At 67.0% G+C, this 18,984-nt stretch carries 18 protein-coding genes and 1 tRNA gene; 13 read left to right on the top strand and 6 right to left on the bottom strand.

Annotation, left to right across the window (positions count from 1 at the left end; all coding sequences use genetic code 11):
- Positions 1 to 219 precede the first annotated feature (219 nt).
- The 3 genes from ahcY to IHV25_RS09875 form a co-directional block, all read right to left on the bottom strand.
- Positions 220 to 1,623 (bottom strand): adenosylhomocysteinase, encoded by a 1,404-nt coding sequence (gene ahcY, locus IHV25_RS09885; RefSeq protein WP_192534966.1) that lies wholly within the window; start codon positions 1,621 to 1,623, stop codon positions 220 to 222.
- Positions 1,624 to 1,819: 196 nt separating this feature from the next.
- Positions 1,820 to 2,302 carry a Dps family protein gene (locus IHV25_RS09880; protein ID WP_192534965.1) on the bottom strand — a complete coding sequence of 161 codons (483 nt, stop codon included), beginning with the start codon at positions 2,300 to 2,302 and terminating at the stop codon, positions 1,820 to 1,822.
- A 208-nt stretch (positions 2,303 to 2,510) separates the two neighbouring features.
- Positions 2,511 to 3,095 (bottom strand): META domain-containing protein, encoded by a 585-nt coding sequence (locus tag IHV25_RS09875; protein WP_192534964.1) that lies wholly within the window; start codon positions 3,093 to 3,095, stop codon positions 2,511 to 2,513.
- A gap of 345 nt (positions 3,096 to 3,440) precedes the next feature.
- Here IHV25_RS09875 and IHV25_RS09870 point away from each other — a divergent pair, with 345 nt between their 5' ends.
- The 9 genes from IHV25_RS09870 (at position 3,441) to IHV25_RS09830 (ending at position 11,941) form a co-directional block, all read left to right on the top strand.
- Positions 3,441 to 4,190, top strand: a complete 750-nt coding sequence (locus tag IHV25_RS09870) for an electron transfer flavoprotein subunit beta/FixA family protein (RefSeq protein ID WP_192534963.1) — start codon at positions 3,441 to 3,443, stop codon at positions 4,188 to 4,190.
- Between the two features lie 2 nt (positions 4,191 to 4,192).
- Positions 4,193 to 5,128, top strand: coding sequence for an electron transfer flavoprotein subunit alpha/FixB family protein (locus tag IHV25_RS09865; protein ID WP_192534962.1), 936 nt, complete (start codon positions 4,193 to 4,195; stop codon positions 5,126 to 5,128).
- 231 nt (positions 5,129 to 5,359) lie between these two features.
- Complete coding sequence (locus IHV25_RS09860; RefSeq protein ID WP_192534961.1) at positions 5,360 to 6,997, top strand: electron transfer flavoprotein-ubiquinone oxidoreductase; 1,638 nt, start codon at positions 5,360 to 5,362, stop codon at positions 6,995 to 6,997.
- Positions 6,998 to 7,136: 139 nt separating this feature from the next.
- The gene (locus tag IHV25_RS09855) at positions 7,137 to 7,979 is read left to right on the top strand and encodes a 3-hydroxybutyryl-CoA dehydrogenase (RefSeq protein ID WP_192534960.1); all 843 of its coding nucleotides are present in this window, start codon (positions 7,137 to 7,139) and stop codon (positions 7,977 to 7,979) included.
- 215 nt (positions 7,980 to 8,194) lie between these two features.
- Complete coding sequence (locus IHV25_RS09850; RefSeq protein WP_192534959.1) at positions 8,195 to 9,376, top strand: acetyl-CoA C-acetyltransferase; 1,182 nt, start codon at positions 8,195 to 8,197, stop codon at positions 9,374 to 9,376.
- A gap of 337 nt (positions 9,377 to 9,713) precedes the next feature.
- Positions 9,714 to 10,505, top strand: coding sequence for a type I methionyl aminopeptidase (map, locus tag IHV25_RS09845; RefSeq protein WP_192534958.1), 792 nt, complete (start codon positions 9,714 to 9,716; stop codon positions 10,503 to 10,505).
- 43 nt (positions 10,506 to 10,548) lie between these two features.
- Entirely contained in the window at positions 10,549 to 11,298 is a 750-nt protein-coding gene (gene radC, locus IHV25_RS09840; RefSeq protein WP_192534957.1) for a RadC family protein, read from the top strand.
- 23 nt (positions 11,299 to 11,321) lie between these two features.
- A complete protein-coding gene (locus IHV25_RS09835) occupies positions 11,322 to 11,708 on the top strand; it encodes a hypothetical protein (RefSeq protein ID WP_192534956.1) in 387 nt (128 codons plus the stop codon).
- Between the two features lie 158 nt (positions 11,709 to 11,866).
- Positions 11,867 to 11,941 (top strand) — tRNA-Thr (locus tag IHV25_RS09830).
- A 517-nt stretch (positions 11,942 to 12,458) separates the two neighbouring features.
- Here the strand turns inward: IHV25_RS09830 and IHV25_RS09825 are convergent.
- The 3 genes from IHV25_RS09825 to rpoH all read right to left on the bottom strand — a co-directional run bounded on the left by IHV25_RS09825 (position 12,459) and on the right by rpoH (position 14,637).
- The gene (locus IHV25_RS09825) at positions 12,459 to 13,145 is read right to left on the bottom strand and encodes a DUF6304 family protein (RefSeq protein ID WP_192534955.1); all 687 of its coding nucleotides are present in this window, start codon (positions 13,143 to 13,145) and stop codon (positions 12,459 to 12,461) included.
- Positions 13,146 to 13,158: 13 nt separating this feature from the next.
- The gene (gene panD / locus IHV25_RS09820) at positions 13,159 to 13,542 is read right to left on the bottom strand and encodes an aspartate 1-decarboxylase (RefSeq protein ID WP_192534954.1); all 384 of its coding nucleotides are present in this window, start codon (positions 13,540 to 13,542) and stop codon (positions 13,159 to 13,161) included.
- Positions 13,543 to 13,722: 180 nt separating this feature from the next.
- Positions 13,723 to 14,637, bottom strand: coding sequence for an RNA polymerase sigma factor RpoH (gene rpoH, locus IHV25_RS09815; RefSeq protein ID WP_192534953.1), 915 nt, complete (start codon positions 14,635 to 14,637; stop codon positions 13,723 to 13,725).
- A 686-nt stretch (positions 14,638 to 15,323) separates the two neighbouring features.
- On the opposite strand from rpoH, the gene IHV25_RS09810 reads away from it, so the two are divergent.
- From IHV25_RS09810 to IHV25_RS09795, 4 genes are all read left to right on the top strand, one after another.
- Positions 15,324 to 15,773 (top strand): c-type cytochrome, encoded by a 450-nt coding sequence (locus tag IHV25_RS09810; RefSeq protein ID WP_192534952.1) that lies wholly within the window; start codon positions 15,324 to 15,326, stop codon positions 15,771 to 15,773.
- Positions 15,774 to 16,027: 254 nt separating this feature from the next.
- Positions 16,028 to 17,176: a Ppx/GppA phosphatase family protein gene (locus tag IHV25_RS09805; protein ID WP_338048626.1), complete on the top strand. Its 1,149-nt coding sequence runs from the start codon at positions 16,028 to 16,030 to the stop codon at positions 17,174 to 17,176.
- Positions 17,163 to 17,921, top strand: coding sequence for an RlmE family RNA methyltransferase (locus tag IHV25_RS09800; protein WP_192534950.1), 759 nt, complete (start codon positions 17,163 to 17,165; stop codon positions 17,919 to 17,921). The genes IHV25_RS09805 and IHV25_RS09800 overlap by 14 nt, the downstream gene beginning before the upstream one ends.
- Before the next feature lie 239 nt (positions 17,922 to 18,160).
- The gene (locus tag IHV25_RS09795) at positions 18,161 to 18,931 is read left to right on the top strand and encodes a glycosyltransferase family 25 protein (RefSeq protein ID WP_192534949.1); all 771 of its coding nucleotides are present in this window, start codon (positions 18,161 to 18,163) and stop codon (positions 18,929 to 18,931) included.
- The last annotated feature ends 53 nt before the right edge of the window (positions 18,932 to 18,984 follow it).

The raw sequence follows: 18,984 nt of genomic DNA, 5'->3' as shown, positions 1-18,984 counted from the left end.
CCCAGACCCCACGCCCCCAGGCCCCACGACCCGCGCCCCCGTCCGATCCGCCCCCGACCAGCGCACCCGGCCAGGGCGCATCCCATCTCCCCCTCCTCCCGGGCACCGGCCCTCTCTCCCTCTCCCATCGCCCCGCTGCTCCCGCGCAGACGCCCTGCAACAAAAATGGCCCGCCAACGGGGGCGGGCCATGTCTCTGCGTTCGCGCGGATCCGGGGGATCAGTAGCGGTAGGCGTCCGTCTTGAACGGGCCGCTCACCGGCACACCGATGTAGTCGGCCTGCTTCTGGCTCAGCTGGGACAGCTGGACGCCAAGCTTGGCCAGGTGCAGGGCGGCAACCTTCTCGTCCAGGTGCTTGGGCAGCACGTAGACGTGGTTTCCGTACTTGCCGTCGGCGTTGTTGGCGAACAGCTCAATCTGGGCCAGCGTCTGGTTGGTGAACGAGGCGCTCATCACGAACGAGGGGTGGCCGGTGGCGCAGCCCAGGTTCACAAGACGGCCCTCGGCCAGGAGGATGATGCGGTGCCCGTCCGGGAAGCGGATCTCGTCGACCTGGGGCTTGACGTTGGTCCACTCCAGGTTCTTGAGGGAGGCCACCTGGATCTCGTTGTCGAAGTGACCGATGTTGCAGACGATGGCCCGATCCTTCATGGCGCGCATGTGCTCAAGGGTGATCACGTCCACGTTGCCGGTGGTGGTGACGAAGATGTCACCCCGGGGAGCGGCCTGCTCCATGGTCACGACCTCGAAGCCCTCCATGGCGGCCTGAAGCGCGCAGATGGGGTCGATCTCGGTGACCAGCACGCGGCAGCCGGACGAGCGCAGGGACTCGGCCGAGCCCTTGCCCACGTCGCCAAACCCGGCCACGACGGCAATCTTGCCCGCCATCATGACGTCGGTGGCGCGACGGATGCCGTCCACCAGGGACTCCCGGCAGCCGTACTTGTTGTCGAACTTCGACTTGGTCACGGAATCGTTCACGTTGATGGCCGGGAACGGCAGGGTGCCCGCGCGCTCCATCTCGTAGAGACGGTGAACGCCGGTGGTGGTCTCCTCGGTCACGCCGCGGATGTTCGCAAGAACCGTGCTGTACCAGCCCGGCTTCTCGGCAAGACGCTTGCGGATGGCCGCAAACAGGATCTCGGCCTCCTCGCTCTCCGGATTGGAGAGGACGGACGGGTCCTTCTCGGCCCGGGCGCCCAGGTGGATCAGAAGGGTGGCGTCACCGCCGTCATCCAGGATCATGTTCGGGGTGCCGCCGTCGGCCCACTCGAAAATGCGGTGGGTGTAGTCCCAGTACTCCTCGAGGCTCTCGCCCTTGACGGCGAAAACCGGGGTGCCGGTGGCCGCGATGGCCGCCGCCGCGTGGTCCTGGGTCGAGTAGATGTTGCACGACGCCCAGCGCACGTCGGCGCCCAGAGCCTTCAGGGTCTCGATCAGGACCGCGGTCTGGATGGTCATGTGCAGCGAGCCCGCAATGCGCGCACCCTTCAGGGGCTGCGAGGGACCGTACTCCTCGCGGGTGGCCATCAGGCCGGGCATCTCGCTCTCGGCGATGTCGATTTCCTTACGGCCCCAGTCAGCGAGGGACAGGTCGGCGACGACGTAATCGGTGGTGCTCATGGAGTTCTCCAGCTGGGCTTCGCATCAGGTACCAAATATAAAGATATCTTTATATGTGCGTGGCCCGTTTTATCGGGAAACAGATACCTTGTCAAGAAGCCGCTATCGCCCCCGCTCGACGGGAACACCGCCAACAAAAAAGGGCGCCCTTTCCGGGGCGCCCTGAACGGTGGTCTCCGACCCTTCAACCGAGGGGTCAGGACACGGTGGCCCGAAGCATCCACGCCGTCTTCTCGTGGCTCTCCAGGCGGGTGGTGAGCATGTCCGCCGTCGAGACGTCATGCGCCTCCTCTGCCGCCTTGATCAGCTTGCGGCCCGCGCAGATCACGGCCTCGTGACCGACCAGAAGATCCTTGACCATCTCTTCCGCCGAGATTTTCTCGCGGGCATCAGAGATGCAGGTCAGCTTCTGGAAGGCGGCGAAGCCACCCGGGGCGCGCTCGCCCAGCGAGCGGATGCGCTCGGCCACGCTGTCCACGGCACCGACAAGATCGTTGTACTGCTCCTCGAACATGAGGTGCAGGGTCCGGAAGTGCTCCCCCTCGACGTTCCAGTGGTAGTTCTGCGTCTTGAGGTACAGAGCATAGGTGTCCGCAAGGAATTTCATGAGGTCATGAGCAATGGCCTTACGCTTGCTGTCCTCGATTCCGATGGAACACGAACAACCGTTCTTTCCCATTCTTCGATCTCCCAGAAATTTCGCGAGGGGACCGGCGCACCCTTGCACCGGCTGCCTCCGCATTTTGTAGAATGAGTGTATTTTACAATCGAACGTCCGGGTTTTCAAAGGACCATATTCTAAACTCTTTGACAGGAACGCGGGGATCCGGCCGGCCAGAAACCGCCCGCCGGAGCCCCGTCACCGCGCTCCCGGCACGGGTCATGGATCAGTTGTCCGGCAGGGACTCCACGGCGTGGAACACGAAGTCTCCACTCTTTCCCTTCAGGACAAGGGTCTGGCCGTCGAAGGTGTAGGGCATGCCGTCGGCCAGCGAGAAAAAGAACGTGTTCTCGAGGTCATCGAGCCCCCGGTCAATGCACAGCATGCGGGTTGCCGCCACCTCGGCCTTCAGGACGCCGTCCTCGAATCGCGGAACCCCCATAAACCGGTTGCACACCTGCCCGGTCATGCGCAGGTCCGCGTCAAACTCCAGGGAAGGCTGGCGTCCGGGAAACTCCGCCGGCTCGCCGTTTGCCGTCTGAAGGACAAAAGACCGGCCTTTCAGGGCGTCGCTTGCGTTTTCCGCCACGGCGGCGGGCGCGGCGGGTGCGGTGGTGTCCGCCGGCGAAGGCGTTGCGGCCTGTGCGGGCGCGGCCCCGGAGGCCGTCGGCTGGCCGGAAGAGGCCTCGGCCGGCGCGGCCGCAGCCGGGGCGGACGAGGTGTCGGCGCCGCCCGCCGGAGTCTCCTCCGAACAGGCGCCAAGGGTCAGGACGGTGGCAAAAGCCGCCACAAGCGGGAAACGTGGTATCATGGGGACCGGTCCTCCGGATCTGGGTCTTCAGGAAACCTCCTTTCGCAGCGGGGCCACAGGGGCACCGGGCACGGCGATGAGGGAGGTACGCTTTCAGAGTCGCGGGTTATCGGTTTTTTTTAAAGTAAATTCCCCTTCATGGTGGCACACAGAACGGGCAAAGCCGCCCCAAAAGGCCTTTTTATCCGCCGGTTCGGGCACCCGGACCACCCGGCCAAAAGCGCCGGTTGAAAGGGAAACGCATAACGGGCGCGTTGACACCGCCCGGAGGCCTTTTTATCGTCTGCGGGTGCTGGGAGACTGTCCCGGCCGTGCCGGGCACTTATTACGGAACAGGAACGAAAAATGAAAGCAATGGTCGCTGTAAAACGGGTGATTGACTACAACGTCAAGATCCGTGTCAGGTCCGACGGCTCGGGCGTGGAAACCGCCGGCGTCAAGATGTCCATGAACCCCTTTGACGAGATTGCCCTCGAGGAGGCCGTCCGGCTGAAAGAGGCCGGCACCGTCTCCGAGGTCATTGCCGTGTCCATGGGCGCCTCCGCCTGTCAGGAAACCCTGCGCACGGCCCTGGCGGTGGGCGCGGACCGGGCCATCCTGGTGGAGACGGACGCGGACCTCCAGCCTCTCGCCGTGTCCCGGATGCTGTCGGTCCTTGCGAAGCGCGAGGAGGTCTCCCTGCTGTTCCTCGGAAAGCAGGCCATCGACGACGACGCGAACCAGACCGGCCAGATGGCCGCAGGGTTCCTGGGCTGGCCCCAGGGGACGTTCCTGTCCTCGCTGAAGGTGGACGGTACGCACCTGGTGGTCGAGCGCGAGGTGGACGGCGGCCTGGAGAGCCTGAGGCTCGCGATCCCGGCGGTCCTGACCGCGGACCTGCGGCTGAACGAGCCCCGCTACGCCAGCCTCCCCAACATCATGAAGGCGAAGAAAAAGCCGCTGGAGACCGTGACCCCGGCCGACCTGGGGGTTGATCCCGCGCCGCGCCTGAAGGTGCTCTCGCTTGCCGAGCCCCCGGCCCGCGCCGGAGGCATCCGCGTCCCGGATGTCGCCACCCTGGTTGCGAAACTCCACTCCGAAGCGAAGGTGATCTGATCATGGCCCAGCTTGTTCTTGCCGACCACGACGGCGTCACCCTGCGCCCCGCAACGCTGAACACGGTCACCGCCGCCCTGGCGCTCGGCCCCGAGGTCCACATCCTTGTGGCGGGCTCGGGGGTCGGGTCCGTGGCGCGGGAGGCCGCCGCCATCAACGGGGTCTCGAAGGTTCTCACCTGCGATGACGAACGCTACCGCCATCTGCTGCCGGAAGCCCTTGCCCCGCTCATCGCCTCGGTTGCCGGGCGGTATACCCACGTCCTGGCCCCGGCCACGACCTTCGGGAAAAACGTCATGCCGCGGGCGGCCGCCCTGCTGGACGTGGCTCCCATCTCCGAGATTTCGGCGGTGGTGGACGCCAGCACCTTTGTGCGCCCCGTCTACGCGGGCAACGCGCTCGCCACCGTGCAGAGCGCCGATGCCCTGAAGCTCATCACGGTCCGGGGCACCGCGTTCGACGCCGCCGGAACCGGAGCCGGAAGCGCGTCGCTTGAAAGCGTCCCGGCCGCCGACGCGACCGAGGGCGCCTCATGGCTGTCCGAGCAGATGACCCAGTCGGCACGCCCGGAACTGACGGCGGCGAAAATCATCGTCTCGGGCGGACGCGGCGTGGGATCGCGGGAGAACTTCGCCCTGATCGAGGCCCTGGCCGATGCCCTGAACGCCGCTGTCGGCGCGTCCCGGGCCGCGGTGGACGCCGGGTTCGTCCCCAACGACTACCAGGTGGGCCAGACGGGCAAGATCGTTGCCCCCAGCCTGTACATCGCCTGCGGCATCTCGGGCGCGATCCAGCACCTGGCGGGCATGAAGGACTCGGGTGTGATCGTCGCCATCAACAAGGACGAGGAGGCGCCCATCTTCCAGGTCGCCGACTACGGCCTGGTGGCGGACCTCAACAAGGCGATCCCCGAACTGATCGACGCGCTCAAACGCTAGCGCCGTCCTGCGCCGCCCCGGCGGCGCACCCCATCAGCGGAACAGGGCGGGCCTCCCGGCTTGTCCCTGGACCGTCCGCCCGGGCACCTCCCGGATGTCCGGGCGGATCCCCTGCCGGCCGAACGGGGCGTCCCCTCCCCGCGGCACACCAGAACAAACACCCCGGAACAACCGGGACCGGACACCAGGACGCCAGACACGGCGACCGACTTACAGGGAGAGACTGCGATCATGAGCGAGCGGGAATCGATGGACTTCGACGTCGTCGTCGTCGGCGGCGGGCCCTCGGGCCTTGCGACGGCGATCCGCCTTCGCCAGCTGGCGGAGGAGCAGGGCCGGGACATCTCGGTCTGCGTTCTGGAGAAGGGAGCCTCCATCGGCTCCCACACCCTGTCCGGAGCCGTTGTGGAGCCCAGGGGCCTTGCGGACCTGTTTCCGGACTGGAAGGAGCGCGGCGCCCCCCTCAACACACCGGTCACAAAAGACGTTTTCTATTTCATGACCCGCAAGCGGGCGCTGCGCCTGATGGTGCCGCCGGCCCTGAAGAACAAAGGCAACCATGTGGCCTCCCTGGGGGCCCTGTGCCGCTGGCTCGGCGAGCAGGCGGAAGCCCTCGGGGTGGACGTGTTCCCCGGGTTTGCCGTGACCGAGGCTCTCTACGACGAGCACGGGGCGGTGCGGGGCGTGGCCACCGGCGCCATGGGGGTGAGCCGGGACGGAACCCGCGGCCCGAACTTCGAGCCGGGGGTGGAGATCAACGCGAAAGTGGTCGTTCTGGCCGAGGGCTGCCGAGGCTCGCTGACCCGCACCCTGACAGAACGCTTTGACCTGCGGAAGGACTGCGGCCCCGGAACCTACGGGATCGGCATCAAGGAGATCTGGGAGATCGACCCCGCCAAAGCGCACCCGGGCCGGGTCATGCACTCCATCGGCTGGCCCCTGCCCCGGGACGTCTACGGCGGGTCGTTCCTGTACCACCTCCAGGACAACAAGGTCTCCATCGGCCTTGTCATCGGGCTGGACTACGCCAACCCCTGGCTGTCCCCCTTCAACGAGTTCCAGCAGTTCAAGACCCATCCGGCCATCCGCGCGCTGCTTGAGGGCGGCCGGTGCGTGTCCTACGGCGCCCGCGCCCTGGTGGAGGGCGGTCTCCAGGCGCTGCCGCGGCTCACCTTCCCCGGCGGGCTGATCGTGGGGGATTCCGCCGGCTTCATGAACGTGGCCAAGATCAAGGGCTCCCACACGGCCATCAAGTCCGGCGTGGTGGCCGCCGAGGCCATCTTCACCCATCTCGCCGAAGGGCGCACCGGCGAGGTTCTGGGCTACCCCGAGGCCCTGCGCAAAAGCTGGCTGTGGGCCGAACTGAAGGCAGTGCGCAACATCCGCCCCTCGTTCCACTTCGGGTTCTGGACGGGGCTGACCCTGGCCGGGCTGGAAAGCCATGTGTTCCATGGCCGGCTGCCCTACACCCTGAAGCACAGCAAGGGCGACAACGAAAAGCTGGTCCCGGCGGCCAAAGCAAAGAAGATCGAGTATCCGGCGCCGGACGGGCGGCTCACCTTCGACCGCCTGACCCAGGTCTACCTCTCGAACACCGCCCACGAGGAGGACCAGCCCTGCCACCTGAGGCTCACGGACCCGTCCATCCCCCTGTCCCTGAACCTTGCGACCTACGCCGGCCCGGAGGCCCGCTACTGCCCCGCCGGGGTGTACGAGTATGTCCAGGACGCGGGCTCGGACGCCCTGCGCTTCCAGATCAACGCGCAAAACTGCGTCCACTGCAAAACCTGCGACATCAAGGATCCTGCCCAGAACATTGTCTGGTCTCCGCCCCAGGGCGGCGACGGCCCCAACTACGTGGACATGTAATCCGGGTCTCCGGACCGGGCCGCCCCGACCACGGCGGCCCGGCTCTCCCCCGCCGCAGGCCGTGCGGGGCGGGAGCACCCCGGACCCGAAAGCACCAGAGCCCGAAAACAAACGGGCCGACACACACAGGGAACACAGCATGAAAACAGTTCTTGTTGCCGGAGCGGGCACCATGGGCTCGGGCATTGCCCAGGTCATGGCCGTTGCGGGGTATCCGGTTTTCCTTGCGGACACCGCACAGGAGGCCGTGGACCGGGGTCTGGCCCGGATCGAGAGCAGCCTCGCCCGTCTTGTGGACAAGGGCGCGCTGGAGGCCCCGGCCCGGGATACGGCCCTGGCGCGGGTCACCCCGACGGTGAGCCTTGAGGACGCGGCCCGGGCGGACATCGCCGTCGAGGCCATTCTCGAGGAGATGGAGGCCAAAAAAGCGCTCTTCCAGCGGCTGGACGCGCTTCTGCCGCCGCACGCCATTCTGGCCACGAACAGCTCGTCCCTGTCCATCACAGAGCTGGCGGCGGCCACCCGGCGGCCGGACAAGGTCATTGGCCTGCACTTCTTCAACCCGGCGCCCCTGATGACGCTGGTGGAGGTGATCCGGGGCATGGCCACCGGCGCCGACACCTTCGAGGCCACCCTGGAGTTCGCGCGGCGCCTGGGGAAAACCCCGGTGGCGGTCGACGAGGCCCCCGGGTTCGTGGTCAACCGGATCCTGATCCCCATGATCAACGAGGCGGTCCTTGTGCTGTCCGAGGGTGTGGCCTCGGCGGCGGACATCGACACGGCCATGAAGCTGGGCGCGAACCATCCCATCGGCCCGCTGGCTCTTGCGGACCTGATCGGGCTGGATGTGTGCCTCGCCATCATGGAGGTTCTCCAGAAGGAGACCGGAGACCCGAAGTACCGCCCCGCGCCCCTGCTGCGGCGCATGGTCCGGGCGGGAACCCTCGGACGCAAGACTGGGCACGGCTTCTTCCCCTACTGACATCAGCACGGCGCAGCACGAGACAGCACGGCACGGCACGGGACGGCGCGGCACGAGACGGCACGCCACGCGCGGCCACCGCCCGGATCCTCCGGGACCGGCGGCCTGTGCGGCCCGGACGCGGGGTTCCCCGAAGGGTCCGCCCCGGAGCCCCGTGCCGGACCAACCGCCCACACCGATTTCACGCACTCAACCCGAACAGACAGGACATCGCCATGACGGACATTGTAATCGCGGGAGCGGCCCGGACCCCCATCGGCTCCTTCGGCGGAGCCTTCGCGGGCACGCCGGCCAACCGGCTCGGAACCATCGCCATTGCGGCCGCCCTGGAGCGGGCGGGCGTCGCCCCGTCCGAGGTGGACGAGGTGATCATGGGCAACGTCCTCCAGGCGGGCCAGGGACAGAACCCGGCGCGCCAGATGTCCCTCGGGGCCGGACTGCCGGTGGAAATCCCGGCCTGGACCGTGAACATCCTGTGCGGCTCCGGGCTGTACGCTGTAGCCCTCGCCGCACGCCAGATCCGCGCGGGGGACGCCCGGATCCTTGTGGCGGGCGGGGCCGAGAACATGTCCCTCGCCCCCTATCTGGCCCCGAAGGCCCGGTTCGGCGCGCGCATGGGCAACACAACCCTCGTGGACTCCCTGCTCTCCGAGGGCCTGACCGACGTGTTCAATGGCTACCACATGGGCATCACTGCGGAAAACGTGGCGAAAAAGTACGGCATCTCCCGCGCGGACCAGGACGCCTGCGCCCTCACCTCCCAGCAGCGGGCCATCGCCGCGATTGATGCGGGGGCGTTCAAGAAGGAAATCGTCCCGGTGACCCTCAGCGGGCGCAAGGGGGACGTTGTGGTGGACACGGACGAGTACCCCCGCCGCGAGACCTCCGCCGAGGGTCTGGCCCGGCTGCGCCCCGCCTTCAAGGCGGACGACGGTACCGTCACCGCCGGGAACTCCTCGGGCATCAACGACGGGGCCGCTGCCCTGGTGGTGATGGACGCCGCGCTGGCCCGGGAAAAGGGGCTCAAGCCCCTGGCCCGGGTGGTCTCCTGGGCGGCGGTGGGCAACGACCCGGCCTACATGGGGGTCGCCCCCATCGAGGCCTCGCGCAAGGCCCTGGACCGGGCGGGCTGGTCCGCGGGCGACCTGGACCTGATCGAGGCCAACGAGGCCTTTGCCGCCCAGGCGGTCGCCGTGGCGAGGGCCATGGGCTTCGCCCCGGACCGGCTGAACGTGAACGGCGGCGCCATCGCCCTGGGACACCCCATCGGCTGTTCCGGCGCGCGCATCCTGACCACCCTGCTGTACGGCATGGAGGCGCGGGGCGCCCGGCGCGGCCTTGCCACCTTGTGCGTGGGCGGCGGCATGGGCGTGGCCGTCACGGTGGAGCGGGACTAGCGGCGCCTGCGGCACAGGGGTCCGGCCGACACGGCCGGGCCCCGCTGCCGGAGCGCCTCCGGGCCCCGTGCACGACAGGGGGTGGCCGGCACCGGTCCAGGACCCGATGAGCACCCGGCGGGGGGCTGGCCCAGGCACCGGGTGGGCACGCTCCGGCAGTCCCCGCCCCCCCCTTCAGCCCCGGGGCGAGCGGGGACACCGCCGCCCGCCACAGCATAGAACGCTTCCAGCTTGCGACGTGAGGGGTTTCCCTCTTGCTCCGGATGCTCTAGATAACAGGGACTGTCTTTTTCATTCCGTCTCATTTTGAGCAAAAACAAACAGGAACCCCTGCCCCATGACCAGCGGCGTTACACTCCATGGCCCCGAAGGCTTTGCAGCCATGCGCAAAGCCTGCCGGCTGGCGGCCGAGACCCTCGACTACATCACCCCGTTCGTGAAGCCCGGGATTTCGACCGAGAAACTGGACGACCTGTGCGCCGCCTTCATTGCGGACCACGGCGCCCTCGCCGCACCGCTGAACTACAAGGGCTACCCCAAGTCCACCTGCATTTCCGTGAACCATGTGGTCTGCCACGGCATTCCGTCGTCCGACAAGATCCTGAAGGACGGGGACATCCTGAACATCGACGTCACCACGATCGTGGACGGCTGGTTCGGCGACACCAGCCGCATGTACATCGCGGGCGAGGCCCGGCTTCGGGCCCGCCGGCTGATCGACACCACCTATGACGCCATGATGCTGGGCATCCGGGCTGCCAAACCCGGGAACACCCTGGGCGATGTGGGCCACGCCATCCAGGCGTTCTCCGAGAACCTGGGCTACTCGATCGTGCGGGACTTCTGCGGGCACGGCATCGGCCAGGTGTTTCACGAGCAGCCCAATGTCCTGCACTTCGGCCGCCCGGGCCAGGGGCTGAAGCTGGTCCCGGGGATGATTTTCACCATCGAGCCCATGCTGAACATCGGCCGCCCCGAGGTGAAGGTTCTGTCCGACGGCTGGACCGCTGTCACCCGCGACAAGTCCCTCTCGGCCCAGTTCGAGCACACCGTCGGGATCACCGAGGACGGCTGCGAGATCTTCACCCTGTCCCCGACGGGGATGGACCGCCCGCCCTACTCCAGCTGACAACCCCCGGCTCCGGCGTGGCCCGGGTCGGGAGGAGGCGTTCATGACGAACCGTGAGAACGAGACCCCCGGGCCCACCGAGCCGGAGCTTTTCCCCTCCGGGAAGCCGGCCCGCGCGCCTCGGGCCAACGCGGCCAGCGGCCACCGCTCCCGGCTGCGGGAGCGGTTCCTGACCGAGCCGGACTCCCTGCCCGACTACGAGCTTCTGGAGCTGATCCTCTTCCAGGCCCAGCCCCGGGTCGACACCAAGCCCCTGGCCCGCCGGCTCCTTGCGGAGTTCGGAGACTTTGCGCGCATCATCTCCGCCGGCCGCTCGGAGCTGGAGCGGATCGAGGGGATGGGGCCGGCCGGGGTGGCCGCCCTGAAAGCCGTCGAGGCCGGAGCCCACCGGCTGTTGCGGACAAAGGTGATGGACCGCCCCCTGCTGGCCACCTGGGATTCCGTGCTGGAGTACCTGCACGCGAAACTCGCCCACCAGACGGTGGAGCACTTCCGGCTTCTGTTCCTGGACACCCGCAACCGCCTGATCGCCGACGAGCTCAGCCAGCGCGGCACGCTCAACCAGTCCTCGGTCTATCCCCGGGAGGTGGTCAAACGCGCCCTTGATCTTCATGCCGCCGCCGTGATTATGGTACACAACCATCCGTCGGGTGACCCCACCCCGTCCGCCTCGGACCAGGATGTGAGCCTGAAAGTCCGCGACGCCCTGAACGGCGTCGGGATCCGGCTCCACGACCACCTGGTGATCGGGCGACAGGGCCACGTGTCACTGAAAGCGATGGGGCTTTTCTAACCGCACTCCGGAAAGGACGCAGCATGACCGCCACCTCACAGGACACCATGAGCGAAAACGAGCGCATGACGCTCATTACCCTGTACGCCCTCTACTTCCTTGGGGTGATGACCATCATCACCGGGGTCATCGCCTTCATCATGATCCTGAGACGCCAGAAGACCGGAGGCAACTCGGCCATTGCGGACAGCCACTACACCTACATGGTCCGCACCTTCCTGGTGGTCGCCCCCGCGGGCCTGGGCGCCCTTGTGCTGTACATCCTGACCTGGGGCTTCCTTGCGTTCCTGTTTGCCGTCGTGCTGCTGGCGGTGGCCGTGTGGGCCCTGCTGCGCTGCCTCAAGGGCGTGAGCCTGGCCATCAACGCCAAGCCCATCCCGGAGCCGGAAAGCTTCGGCCTGCCGTCCTGAAACCACACCCGACAGGGGGCATCGCGCGCCTTTGCCCCCTGCTTTTCCGCCCGTCCCGACCCTCGAAACAGGCATTTGCAAAAAAAGAAAAAAAGACGCTTGCACTTCGCGTACGGACGGCTATTATCGCGCCGGTTCGGGGGGCACATGCTCACCACGCCGCTGTAGCTCAGGGGTAGAGCACACCCTTGGTAAGGGTGGGGTCGGAAGTTCAATTCTTCTCAGCGGCACCAGTTTCCCGAATATAAACAAAGCCCTGTGGACACGGTTCACAGGGCTTTCGTTTTGTCCGGACCCCGGGGAGACCACGACCGGCACCCCCGGGGACGACGGGAGCCGAACGGCCCTCCGGACCCGGAGGAGCGCCCCGGCAGGCCCGCCACAGGCACCCGGGCCGAGCGGATCCGGATGAGCGCCGCCAGGCCCGGAGCATGCCCGAGCGGTCCCGGAGCGCCCCTCACAGCGGCCGACGCCCCCGACCCCGCCGCAGACCGGCGGCCCCGGACACCCAGCCCCGAAAGGACGGCTCCGAAAACGCGGGAAGCGCCCGGACGGGTCCGGCAGGTCGGACACATCAGGTTGCACCCGGCCAGGGCCCGGACAAGTCAGCCATATCAAGCCACGCCCGGCCAGTTCCGGCCCAGGGGCCGCTCAGGGGCATTGGAACACGCCACCCCCGGCATGGGCACGCCAGGCCCGGCCAGATCAGGCCCGGGCCCCGTCAGGTTGGTTCAGGATGGTTCCGAACGCTCAGAGAATGCGGCCGCGGCTGCCGGCGTTCTTGCGGCCCCGGGGCTCGAACTCGGGGCAGCAGTGGGTCTCCTGCACGCCAATGGCCTGGGCCATCAGGGCAAAGAACCCGTCCACCGTGCGGGTCTTGCGGTACACCTCGCGGCAGCGGCGGAAACACAGCATGGAGCCGAAGGACGGCGCCCCGAACGGGCTGTAGTCGCCGTAGGTGCAGCCGAAACAGTTCTGCAGGGAGAAACGGCCCCGCATCTGGAAATTCAGGTCGGCGAGGACCGCGGGGAAGGAAAACTCCCGGATCAGGGAGCGAAAGGTCTCGGCGCCGACGGGAATCCAGAAACGGGCCTCGCCGTCCGCCGTCAGGCAGACGTGAAGACGGGTGGGGAGGGGGTAGCCCTCCCGGTCCCGAAGGGTCAGGGGAAAGGTGATCTCGAGCTCGAAGTCCTGCAAGACGAGAACATCCTGCCCCTCGCTCTCGTCGAAGACCCGGCGCACAACAAGGCCGTCCAGGGCCTCGGGGGTGCAGGCGGTGGCGTCGATATGAAAATCCGTGAACGACCGGCCCCGGAAGGTCAGCCCGTCCAGGACCAGTTCCAGATCCCAGGAGCGGGCGCCCTCGACGTAGGTGTTCACGATGGCCGTGTCCACCTCCCGGCGGCCACTCCGGAACCGGCAGGGGTAGAGCGGCATGCGTGTCTGTCCGTCAGACGATATGTCCGTGCTTCTCTTTCTTCATCACCTGGGTGATGCGGTTCTCGTCATCGACAATCACCACCGAGGGCTGGAAGGTCCGGGCCTCGTTCTCGTCCATCTGGGCGTAGGCGATAATGATGACCTTGTCCCCCGGAGCCACCAGGCGGGCGGCCGCGCCGTTCAGGCAGATCACGCCCGAGTCCGGAGCGCCGGGGATCACATAGGTCTCCAGGCGGTTGCCGTTGTTCACATCGACGACCTGGACCTTCTCGCCTTCCAGGATTCCGCTGGCGCGCATGAGGGTCTCGTCAATGGTGATGGAGCCCATGTAGTTCAGATTCGCCTCCGTTACGGTGGCGCGATGAATTTTTCCGTGAAACATGGTGTAAATCATTGCGTTCTCCCCTGTCCGCTCGCCTGTCGGGATTGTATGGCCCCGGCGTTCCCGCGGGAGCCGGGGAAAGATCCCGTCCCGTTGTGAAACGCCGCTTCCGGAGCGTCCGGTCCGGATCCCCTCCTGAAGGATCCGGCCTTCTGATACGTGCCGTCCGGGAGGCGCTTGGACAGATGTCGTCTACGCAATCGCCGGCATCAGCATCGGAGCGATGGGCCGGCCCATAGCCTTGGCCGCCTTGCGCACCGACGCCTGCAACTTCTCAAACGCCCGGTTTTCGATCTGGCGAACCCGCTCGCGCGACACGCCGTATTCCCCCCCCAGCTCCTCCAGGGTCATGGGCTCGGCACTCAGCCGTCGCGCGGTGATAATACGCCGCTCCCGTTCCGTCAAGGTCGCAAGAGCATCCCGCAACAGTTGACGACCGATCCGCTTCTCCTCGCGTTCGACGTAGGCATCCTCCTGGTTGCTGCGGTCGTCCACAAGGAAATCCATGCGGTCCATGGTCTGGTCCTCGCCCACCGGAACGTTCAGCGAGGCGTCCGGTCCGGCCAGGCGGCGGTTCATCATCACCACCTCGTGCTCGCGGACCTTGAGGGTCTTGGCGATTTTCGCCACCAGCTCGGGGGACAGGTCGCCCTCGTCGTAGTGACCGAGCCGGGCCTTGAGGCGGCGCAGGTTGAAGAACAGCTTTTTCTGGGCCGCCACGGTCCCGATCTTCACCAGAGACCACGAGTTGAGAATGTACTCGTTGATGGAGGCCTTGATCCACCACATGGCATAGGTGGCCAGACGGAACCCGCGGTCGGGCTCGAACTTCTTCACGGCCTTCATGAGACCGATATTGCCCTCGGCCATCAGATCCGCAAGGGGCAGCCCGTAGTGGCGGTAGCCCATGGCAATCTTGGCAACAAGGCGGAGGTGGGAGGTCACAAGGGCGTGGGCCGCGTCGCGGTCTCCCTCATCGTGCAGGCGTTTGGCAAGAGCGTACTCCTCCTCGGGAGCAAGTACGGGATAGCGCTTGATCTCGGCAAGATAACGAGACAAACCCCCTTCGTCGGCCAGTGACGGCAGAACATGGCGGGCCTTGGACATTTCGGTTTCTCCCCGTTTTTGCCGCATCCACAATCGCGGACACAGCTCCCGCGCCGGCTTATGAGCACGCTCCGAAGCGGGCAAAAGGGCCATAATGGCCAGGAAAGGCAAGGCTTAAAGTGATCAGGGACGGACACGGACCGTCCGGCTGGAGACCGAGTCGACTCTCCGTGAACAACCGGACACACGAAGCCTCTGTCCCGCCCGCATCACCCGCGCCGCGGCGAGGCCGGGCCCTGCCTCGCCCCCTTCAGGCACAAGGCCGCCACCCGACCTCCGGCGCCTGACCGGAGAGCCGGTTAGAAGTATGCAAAACCGGAGCGTTTCCGTCAAGTTTCCCATGTTTAACAATTATCCATTTCCTGTTGATCTTTAAGCCTCTAGCAACCTGGAGCCCCGACGAAAGAGTCTTGCGTTTCCCGGACAACTCTGATTACATACGAATCGTTCTAAATGTAAATGAAATTCGATTCGTGTGCGCCCGCCCGTGGACAGGGGCATTTTTTCCACGAGGCCCCTTGTTTGAGTTTTTTTTCTCCTGTATCACTTCCCAACCTTTCCGTTTGTTCATACGGGAAGAGGTTATCCTGCCGCGTCCCCGGGTATTTTCCGGTCGGTGGGGGGTTCGGAGCGGGCCGGTCTGAACCGAACATTCAGGCTTCGTAGATCTGAGGAGACTCAAAGCGATGAAGAAAGTTTTCCTGGCTGCGGGGATGGCTGCCGCCGTCGCCCTCGGTGCGGGTTCGGCGGAAGCCGCCGACGCCGCCCGCGGCAAACAGCTGATGCAACAGAAGTGCTTCACCTGCCACTACTTCGAGCCCGGCGGGCCCGGAAAGGTGAAGAAGACCGGTCCCTACCTGTTCGGAGTCTACGGACGGACGATCGGAACCTGGGACAGCTTCAAGTACTCGCCCGGCTACGTGGCCCTGGGCCAGAAGGGCATGACCTGGACGGATGCCAACATCGGCGAGTACATTGCCGACCCGAAGCCGTTCATCCAGAAGAACACGGGTGACCCCAAGGCCCGCTCGAACATGAGCTTCCGCCTCAAGGTTCCCAACGAGAACGCCGAGCAGGCTGCCCAGCGCAAGACCGACACGGATGACATCATCGCGTTCCTGAAGACTCTCAAGTAGTCTCGCGAAACGTCCCGAAAAGACCGCCGTTTCCCATCGGACGCGGCGGTTTTTTTATGCCCTGCCGTTTCGGGAACCGACGGATCCTGTTTTGGAAAAGTGGCGCCAGCGCCGGGGTTTGCACGTCCGCACCCCGCTCCCCCGGCACCCCCGAACGCTCCCGGAGCACGGGTGCGCCGGACAACGCGGGGGTTGCGTCGCGGCCCGGTTCAGAGTATCCGGAAATACCCAGAGATCCATTCGGAAGCATGCCCGTGACGTCCTGTACCGTTTCGACACGCCTGACCAGCGCAGCCGGGGCCCCGCGGGCACCGGACGGTGGCGTTCCGGCGTCATCCGGAACGGGCACCCGGAGCGAGCGGCCCACGGCCTATGGCGCCCTGGATCTGGGCACCAACAACTGCCGGCTCCTGGTCGCGCGCCCTGCCGGGGCCTCCGGCTTCCAGATCCTTGATTCCTTCTCCCGCATCACCCGCCTTGGCGAGGGACTGCGGTCCTCCGGGCACCTGTCCGAGGCCGCCATGGAGCGGACCCTGGACGCCCTGAAGATCTGCGCCGAGCGTCTGGAGCGCAACCACGTCACCTGCACCCGCTGCGTCACCACGGCGGCCTGCCGGGTGGCCTGCAACGCGGCCGACTTTGTGGCCCGGGTCCAGGAGGAAACGGGCCTTGAGCTGGAAATCATCCCGGCGATGGAGGAGGCCCGCCTGACCCTTTCGGGCTGCCTGCCGCTCATCGGCCAGAGCCGCCCCCTGACCTTGCTGTTCGACATCGGCGGCGGCAGCACGGAATTGACCCTGGCCCGGATCACCCCGACCGACGGCGGACCGGTGCAAGGCAGCATCCTTGCGCTCGCCAGCCTGCCCTTCGGCGTTGTCACTATTGCGGAAGCGGTGGGCGGTGGCCATATCTCCGGTCGGATCCACGACGATATTGTGGCCTACGTGACCCGCCGCCTGAAGACCTTCGACCCCCACGGAAGCCTGAGACAGGCCGCCCGCGAGGGTCAGCTGTCCGTTCTGGGAACCAGCGGCACGGTGACCACGGCCGGGGCCATCGCCCTGGATCTGCCGCGCTACGACCGCTCGAAGGTGGACGGGCTGATCCTGCCCGCCGAGCACCTGAGGGCCGTGGGCCAGCGGCTGTTGTCCATGTCGGTTCAGGAGCGTATCGACCACCCCTGCATCCGGCGCGAGCGCGCCGACCTGGTTCTGGCCGGATCGGCGATTCTTGATGCCATTCTGAATTTCTGGCCGGCTCCGGAGATCCGCATCGCGGACCGGGGTGTGCGCGAGGGCCTGCTGACCGAACTGATGCGTCCCGCATCCTTTCACTTCCTCCAGGATCAGCCGCTGTCCTCCCGTCCGGCCTGTGTTGGAGAAACACTTCATGTCATCTCGTAAGCCCACCGGTTCCGGCGGGCGCCGTTCCTCCTCCGGGACCACGCGGTCCGGCGGCCGCAGCGCGCCCACCCGGTCCCGGGATCTGACGGTCAAGGTCCGCTCCGCGCGGGGACGCACCACGTCCTCGACCCAGTGGCTCCAGCGCCAGCTGAACGACCCCTACGTCCAGGAGGCCAAACGCCTTGGCCTGCGCTCCCGCGCCGCGTTCAAGCTGATGGAGCTGGACGACCGGTTCGAGCTTCTGAAACCCGGCCTGCGGGTTGTGGACCTTGGCGCCGCCCCCGGGGGCTGGACCCAGGTGGCCGTCCAGCGCACCCGGGCCCAGGAGGGACAGGGCCGCGTGGTGGGCATCGACATCCTGCCCTGGGAGGGCGTCGCGGGCGCCAGCTGCCTGATCCACGACTTCATGGCCGACGACGCTCCCGACCGCCTGAAAGAGGCCATGGGCGGCCCGGCGGACCTTGTTCTGTCCGATATGGCGGCCCCCACCACCGGCCACCGCAAGACCGATCACCTGCGGGTCATGGCCCTGGCCGAGGCGGCCTGGGATTTCGCCGAGAGCATCCTGGCCGAGGGCGGCGCCTTCTGCTGCAAGGTGTTCCAGGGCGGCACCGAGGACGCCCTGCTCAAGCGCATCAAGATGCGCTGCCGCACCGTGCGCCACGCCAAGCCGGCGGCCTCGCGCCCCGAGTCTCCGGAGGTCTACCTGCTGGCCCAGGGCTTCCGCGCCGACATCGAAAAATAGGGTCCGGGAACACCCGGACGGGCCGGAGCCCCCATGCTCCGGACCACCGGGCCCTGGGACCGTGCATCCCTTCTCTGCGTCGCTTTCCATTTCTCCGGACTCTCCGGACCTCCGGGCCCACCGCACCTCCGGGCCCACCGGACCACCCGACCTCCGGGCCCACCGCACCTCCGGACCCACCACACCTCCGGGCTCACCGCACCTCCGGGCCCACCGCACCAGGACCACCAGGATCCTCCATGACTGTTCCCCTCTATATCGTCTCCCTCCCCCGATCCACCGAGCGGCGGGAGCTCATGCGCTCGGAGCTGGAACGCCTCGGGCTCAGCGCCACCTTTGTGGACGGCATCACCCCCGATGAGCTGACCCCCGAACAGATCGCCCGCTACGACCGGAAACGGGCGCTCGGGATCTACGGGCTCGACCTTCTGCCCTCGGAAAAGGCCTGCATCATGGCCCACGAGCGGGCCCTGCGCACAGCCCTGGCGGACGGCCACGACTGCGCCGTCATCCTGGAGGACGACATCCGCCTTGATGACACGTTCCCCGCGGTGCTGGCCTGCCTTGGCGGGCCCGACGCACCCCTGAGGGATCGCTGGGATGTGATCCGCCTGGACACCTCGCGCAAGAGCTCCGTGCCCCGGGCCGCCGCCCGGTCGCGCACCCGCGCCGACCTGCCCGGGGGGCGGACCCTGTACCGGCTGGACACCCACGTTCTGGGCGCCATGGGCTACCTGGTCACCCGGGAGGGGATCCGGAAAATCCTGGCCTTCCAGGACCGCTACTTCATGCCCTTCGACCAGATGATGGACCGGTTCTGGGAAAACGGCATCGACCCGTTTGTGGTCCTGCCCCCGGTGCTCTCCCACCGCGACGAGCTGTCCTCGGACGTGGGCGAGCGGTCCCTGGACCGGCACAAGACCGCGTCCCGGTGGACCCGCTGGCGCCGGCGCGTAAACCGCTGGAAGGACAGCGTCGGGAAACGTCTCCACCGCCTGCGCCATCCCTGAGCAACGCCCTCCCCGGGCCGCGCACGCACCGGGCCCAGGATTTCTGCCTCAGA

The sequence above is a fragment of the Phaeovibrio sulfidiphilus genome (assembly GCF_014861485.1).
GTDB classification, from domain to species: Bacteria; Pseudomonadota; Alphaproteobacteria; order Rhodospirillales; family Rhodospirillaceae; genus Phaeovibrio; species Phaeovibrio sulfidiphilus.
The sequence above is the reverse complement of the archived record's forward strand: the minus strand, read 5'-3'. Positions and strand labels throughout refer to the sequence as shown.

Bases quoted from the DNA above. Each gene is read 5' to 3' on its own strand.
- rpoH (WP_192534953.1), bottom strand. From the start codon at position 14,637: ATGTCCAAGGCCCGCCATGTTCTGCCGTCACTGGCCGACGAAGGGGGT.
- IHV25_RS09800 (WP_192534950.1), top strand. From the start codon at position 17,163: ATGTCATCTCGTAAGCCCACCGGTTCCGGCGGGCGCCGTTCCTCCTCC.
- ahcY (WP_192534966.1), bottom strand. From the start codon at position 1,623: ATGAGCACCACCGATTACGTCGTCGCCGACCTGTCCCTCGCTGACTGG.
- IHV25_RS09860 (WP_192534961.1), top strand. From the start codon at position 5,360: ATGAGCGAGCGGGAATCGATGGACTTCGACGTCGTCGTCGTCGGCGGC.
- IHV25_RS09795 (WP_192534949.1), top strand. From the start codon at position 18,161: ATGACTGTTCCCCTCTATATCGTCTCCCTCCCCCGATCCACCGAGCGG.
- IHV25_RS09825 (WP_192534955.1), bottom strand. From the start codon at position 13,145: ATGCCGCTCTACCCCTGCCGGTTCCGGAGTGGCCGCCGGGAGGTGGAC.
- map (WP_192534958.1), top strand. From the start codon at position 9,714: ATGACCAGCGGCGTTACACTCCATGGCCCCGAAGGCTTTGCAGCCATG.
- IHV25_RS09865 (WP_192534962.1), top strand. From the start codon at position 4,193: ATGGCCCAGCTTGTTCTTGCCGACCACGACGGCGTCACCCTGCGCCCC.
- radC (WP_192534957.1), top strand. From the start codon at position 10,549: ATGACGAACCGTGAGAACGAGACCCCCGGGCCCACCGAGCCGGAGCTT.
- IHV25_RS09875 (WP_192534964.1), bottom strand. From the start codon at position 3,095: ATGATACCACGTTTCCCGCTTGTGGCGGCTTTTGCCACCGTCCTGACC.
- IHV25_RS09855 (WP_192534960.1), top strand. From the start codon at position 7,137: ATGAAAACAGTTCTTGTTGCCGGAGCGGGCACCATGGGCTCGGGCATT.
- IHV25_RS09880 (WP_192534965.1), bottom strand. From the start codon at position 2,302: ATGGGAAAGAACGGTTGTTCGTGTTCCATCGGAATCGAGGACAGCAAG.
- IHV25_RS09850 (WP_192534959.1), top strand. From the start codon at position 8,195: ATGACGGACATTGTAATCGCGGGAGCGGCCCGGACCCCCATCGGCTCC.
- IHV25_RS09810 (WP_192534952.1), top strand. From the start codon at position 15,324: ATGAAGAAAGTTTTCCTGGCTGCGGGGATGGCTGCCGCCGTCGCCCTC.
- panD (WP_192534954.1), bottom strand. From the start codon at position 13,542: ATGATTTACACCATGTTTCACGGAAAAATTCATCGCGCCACCGTAACG.
- IHV25_RS09835 (WP_192534956.1), top strand. From the start codon at position 11,322: ATGACCGCCACCTCACAGGACACCATGAGCGAAAACGAGCGCATGACG.
- IHV25_RS09870 (WP_192534963.1), top strand. From the start codon at position 3,441: ATGAAAGCAATGGTCGCTGTAAAACGGGTGATTGACTACAACGTCAAG.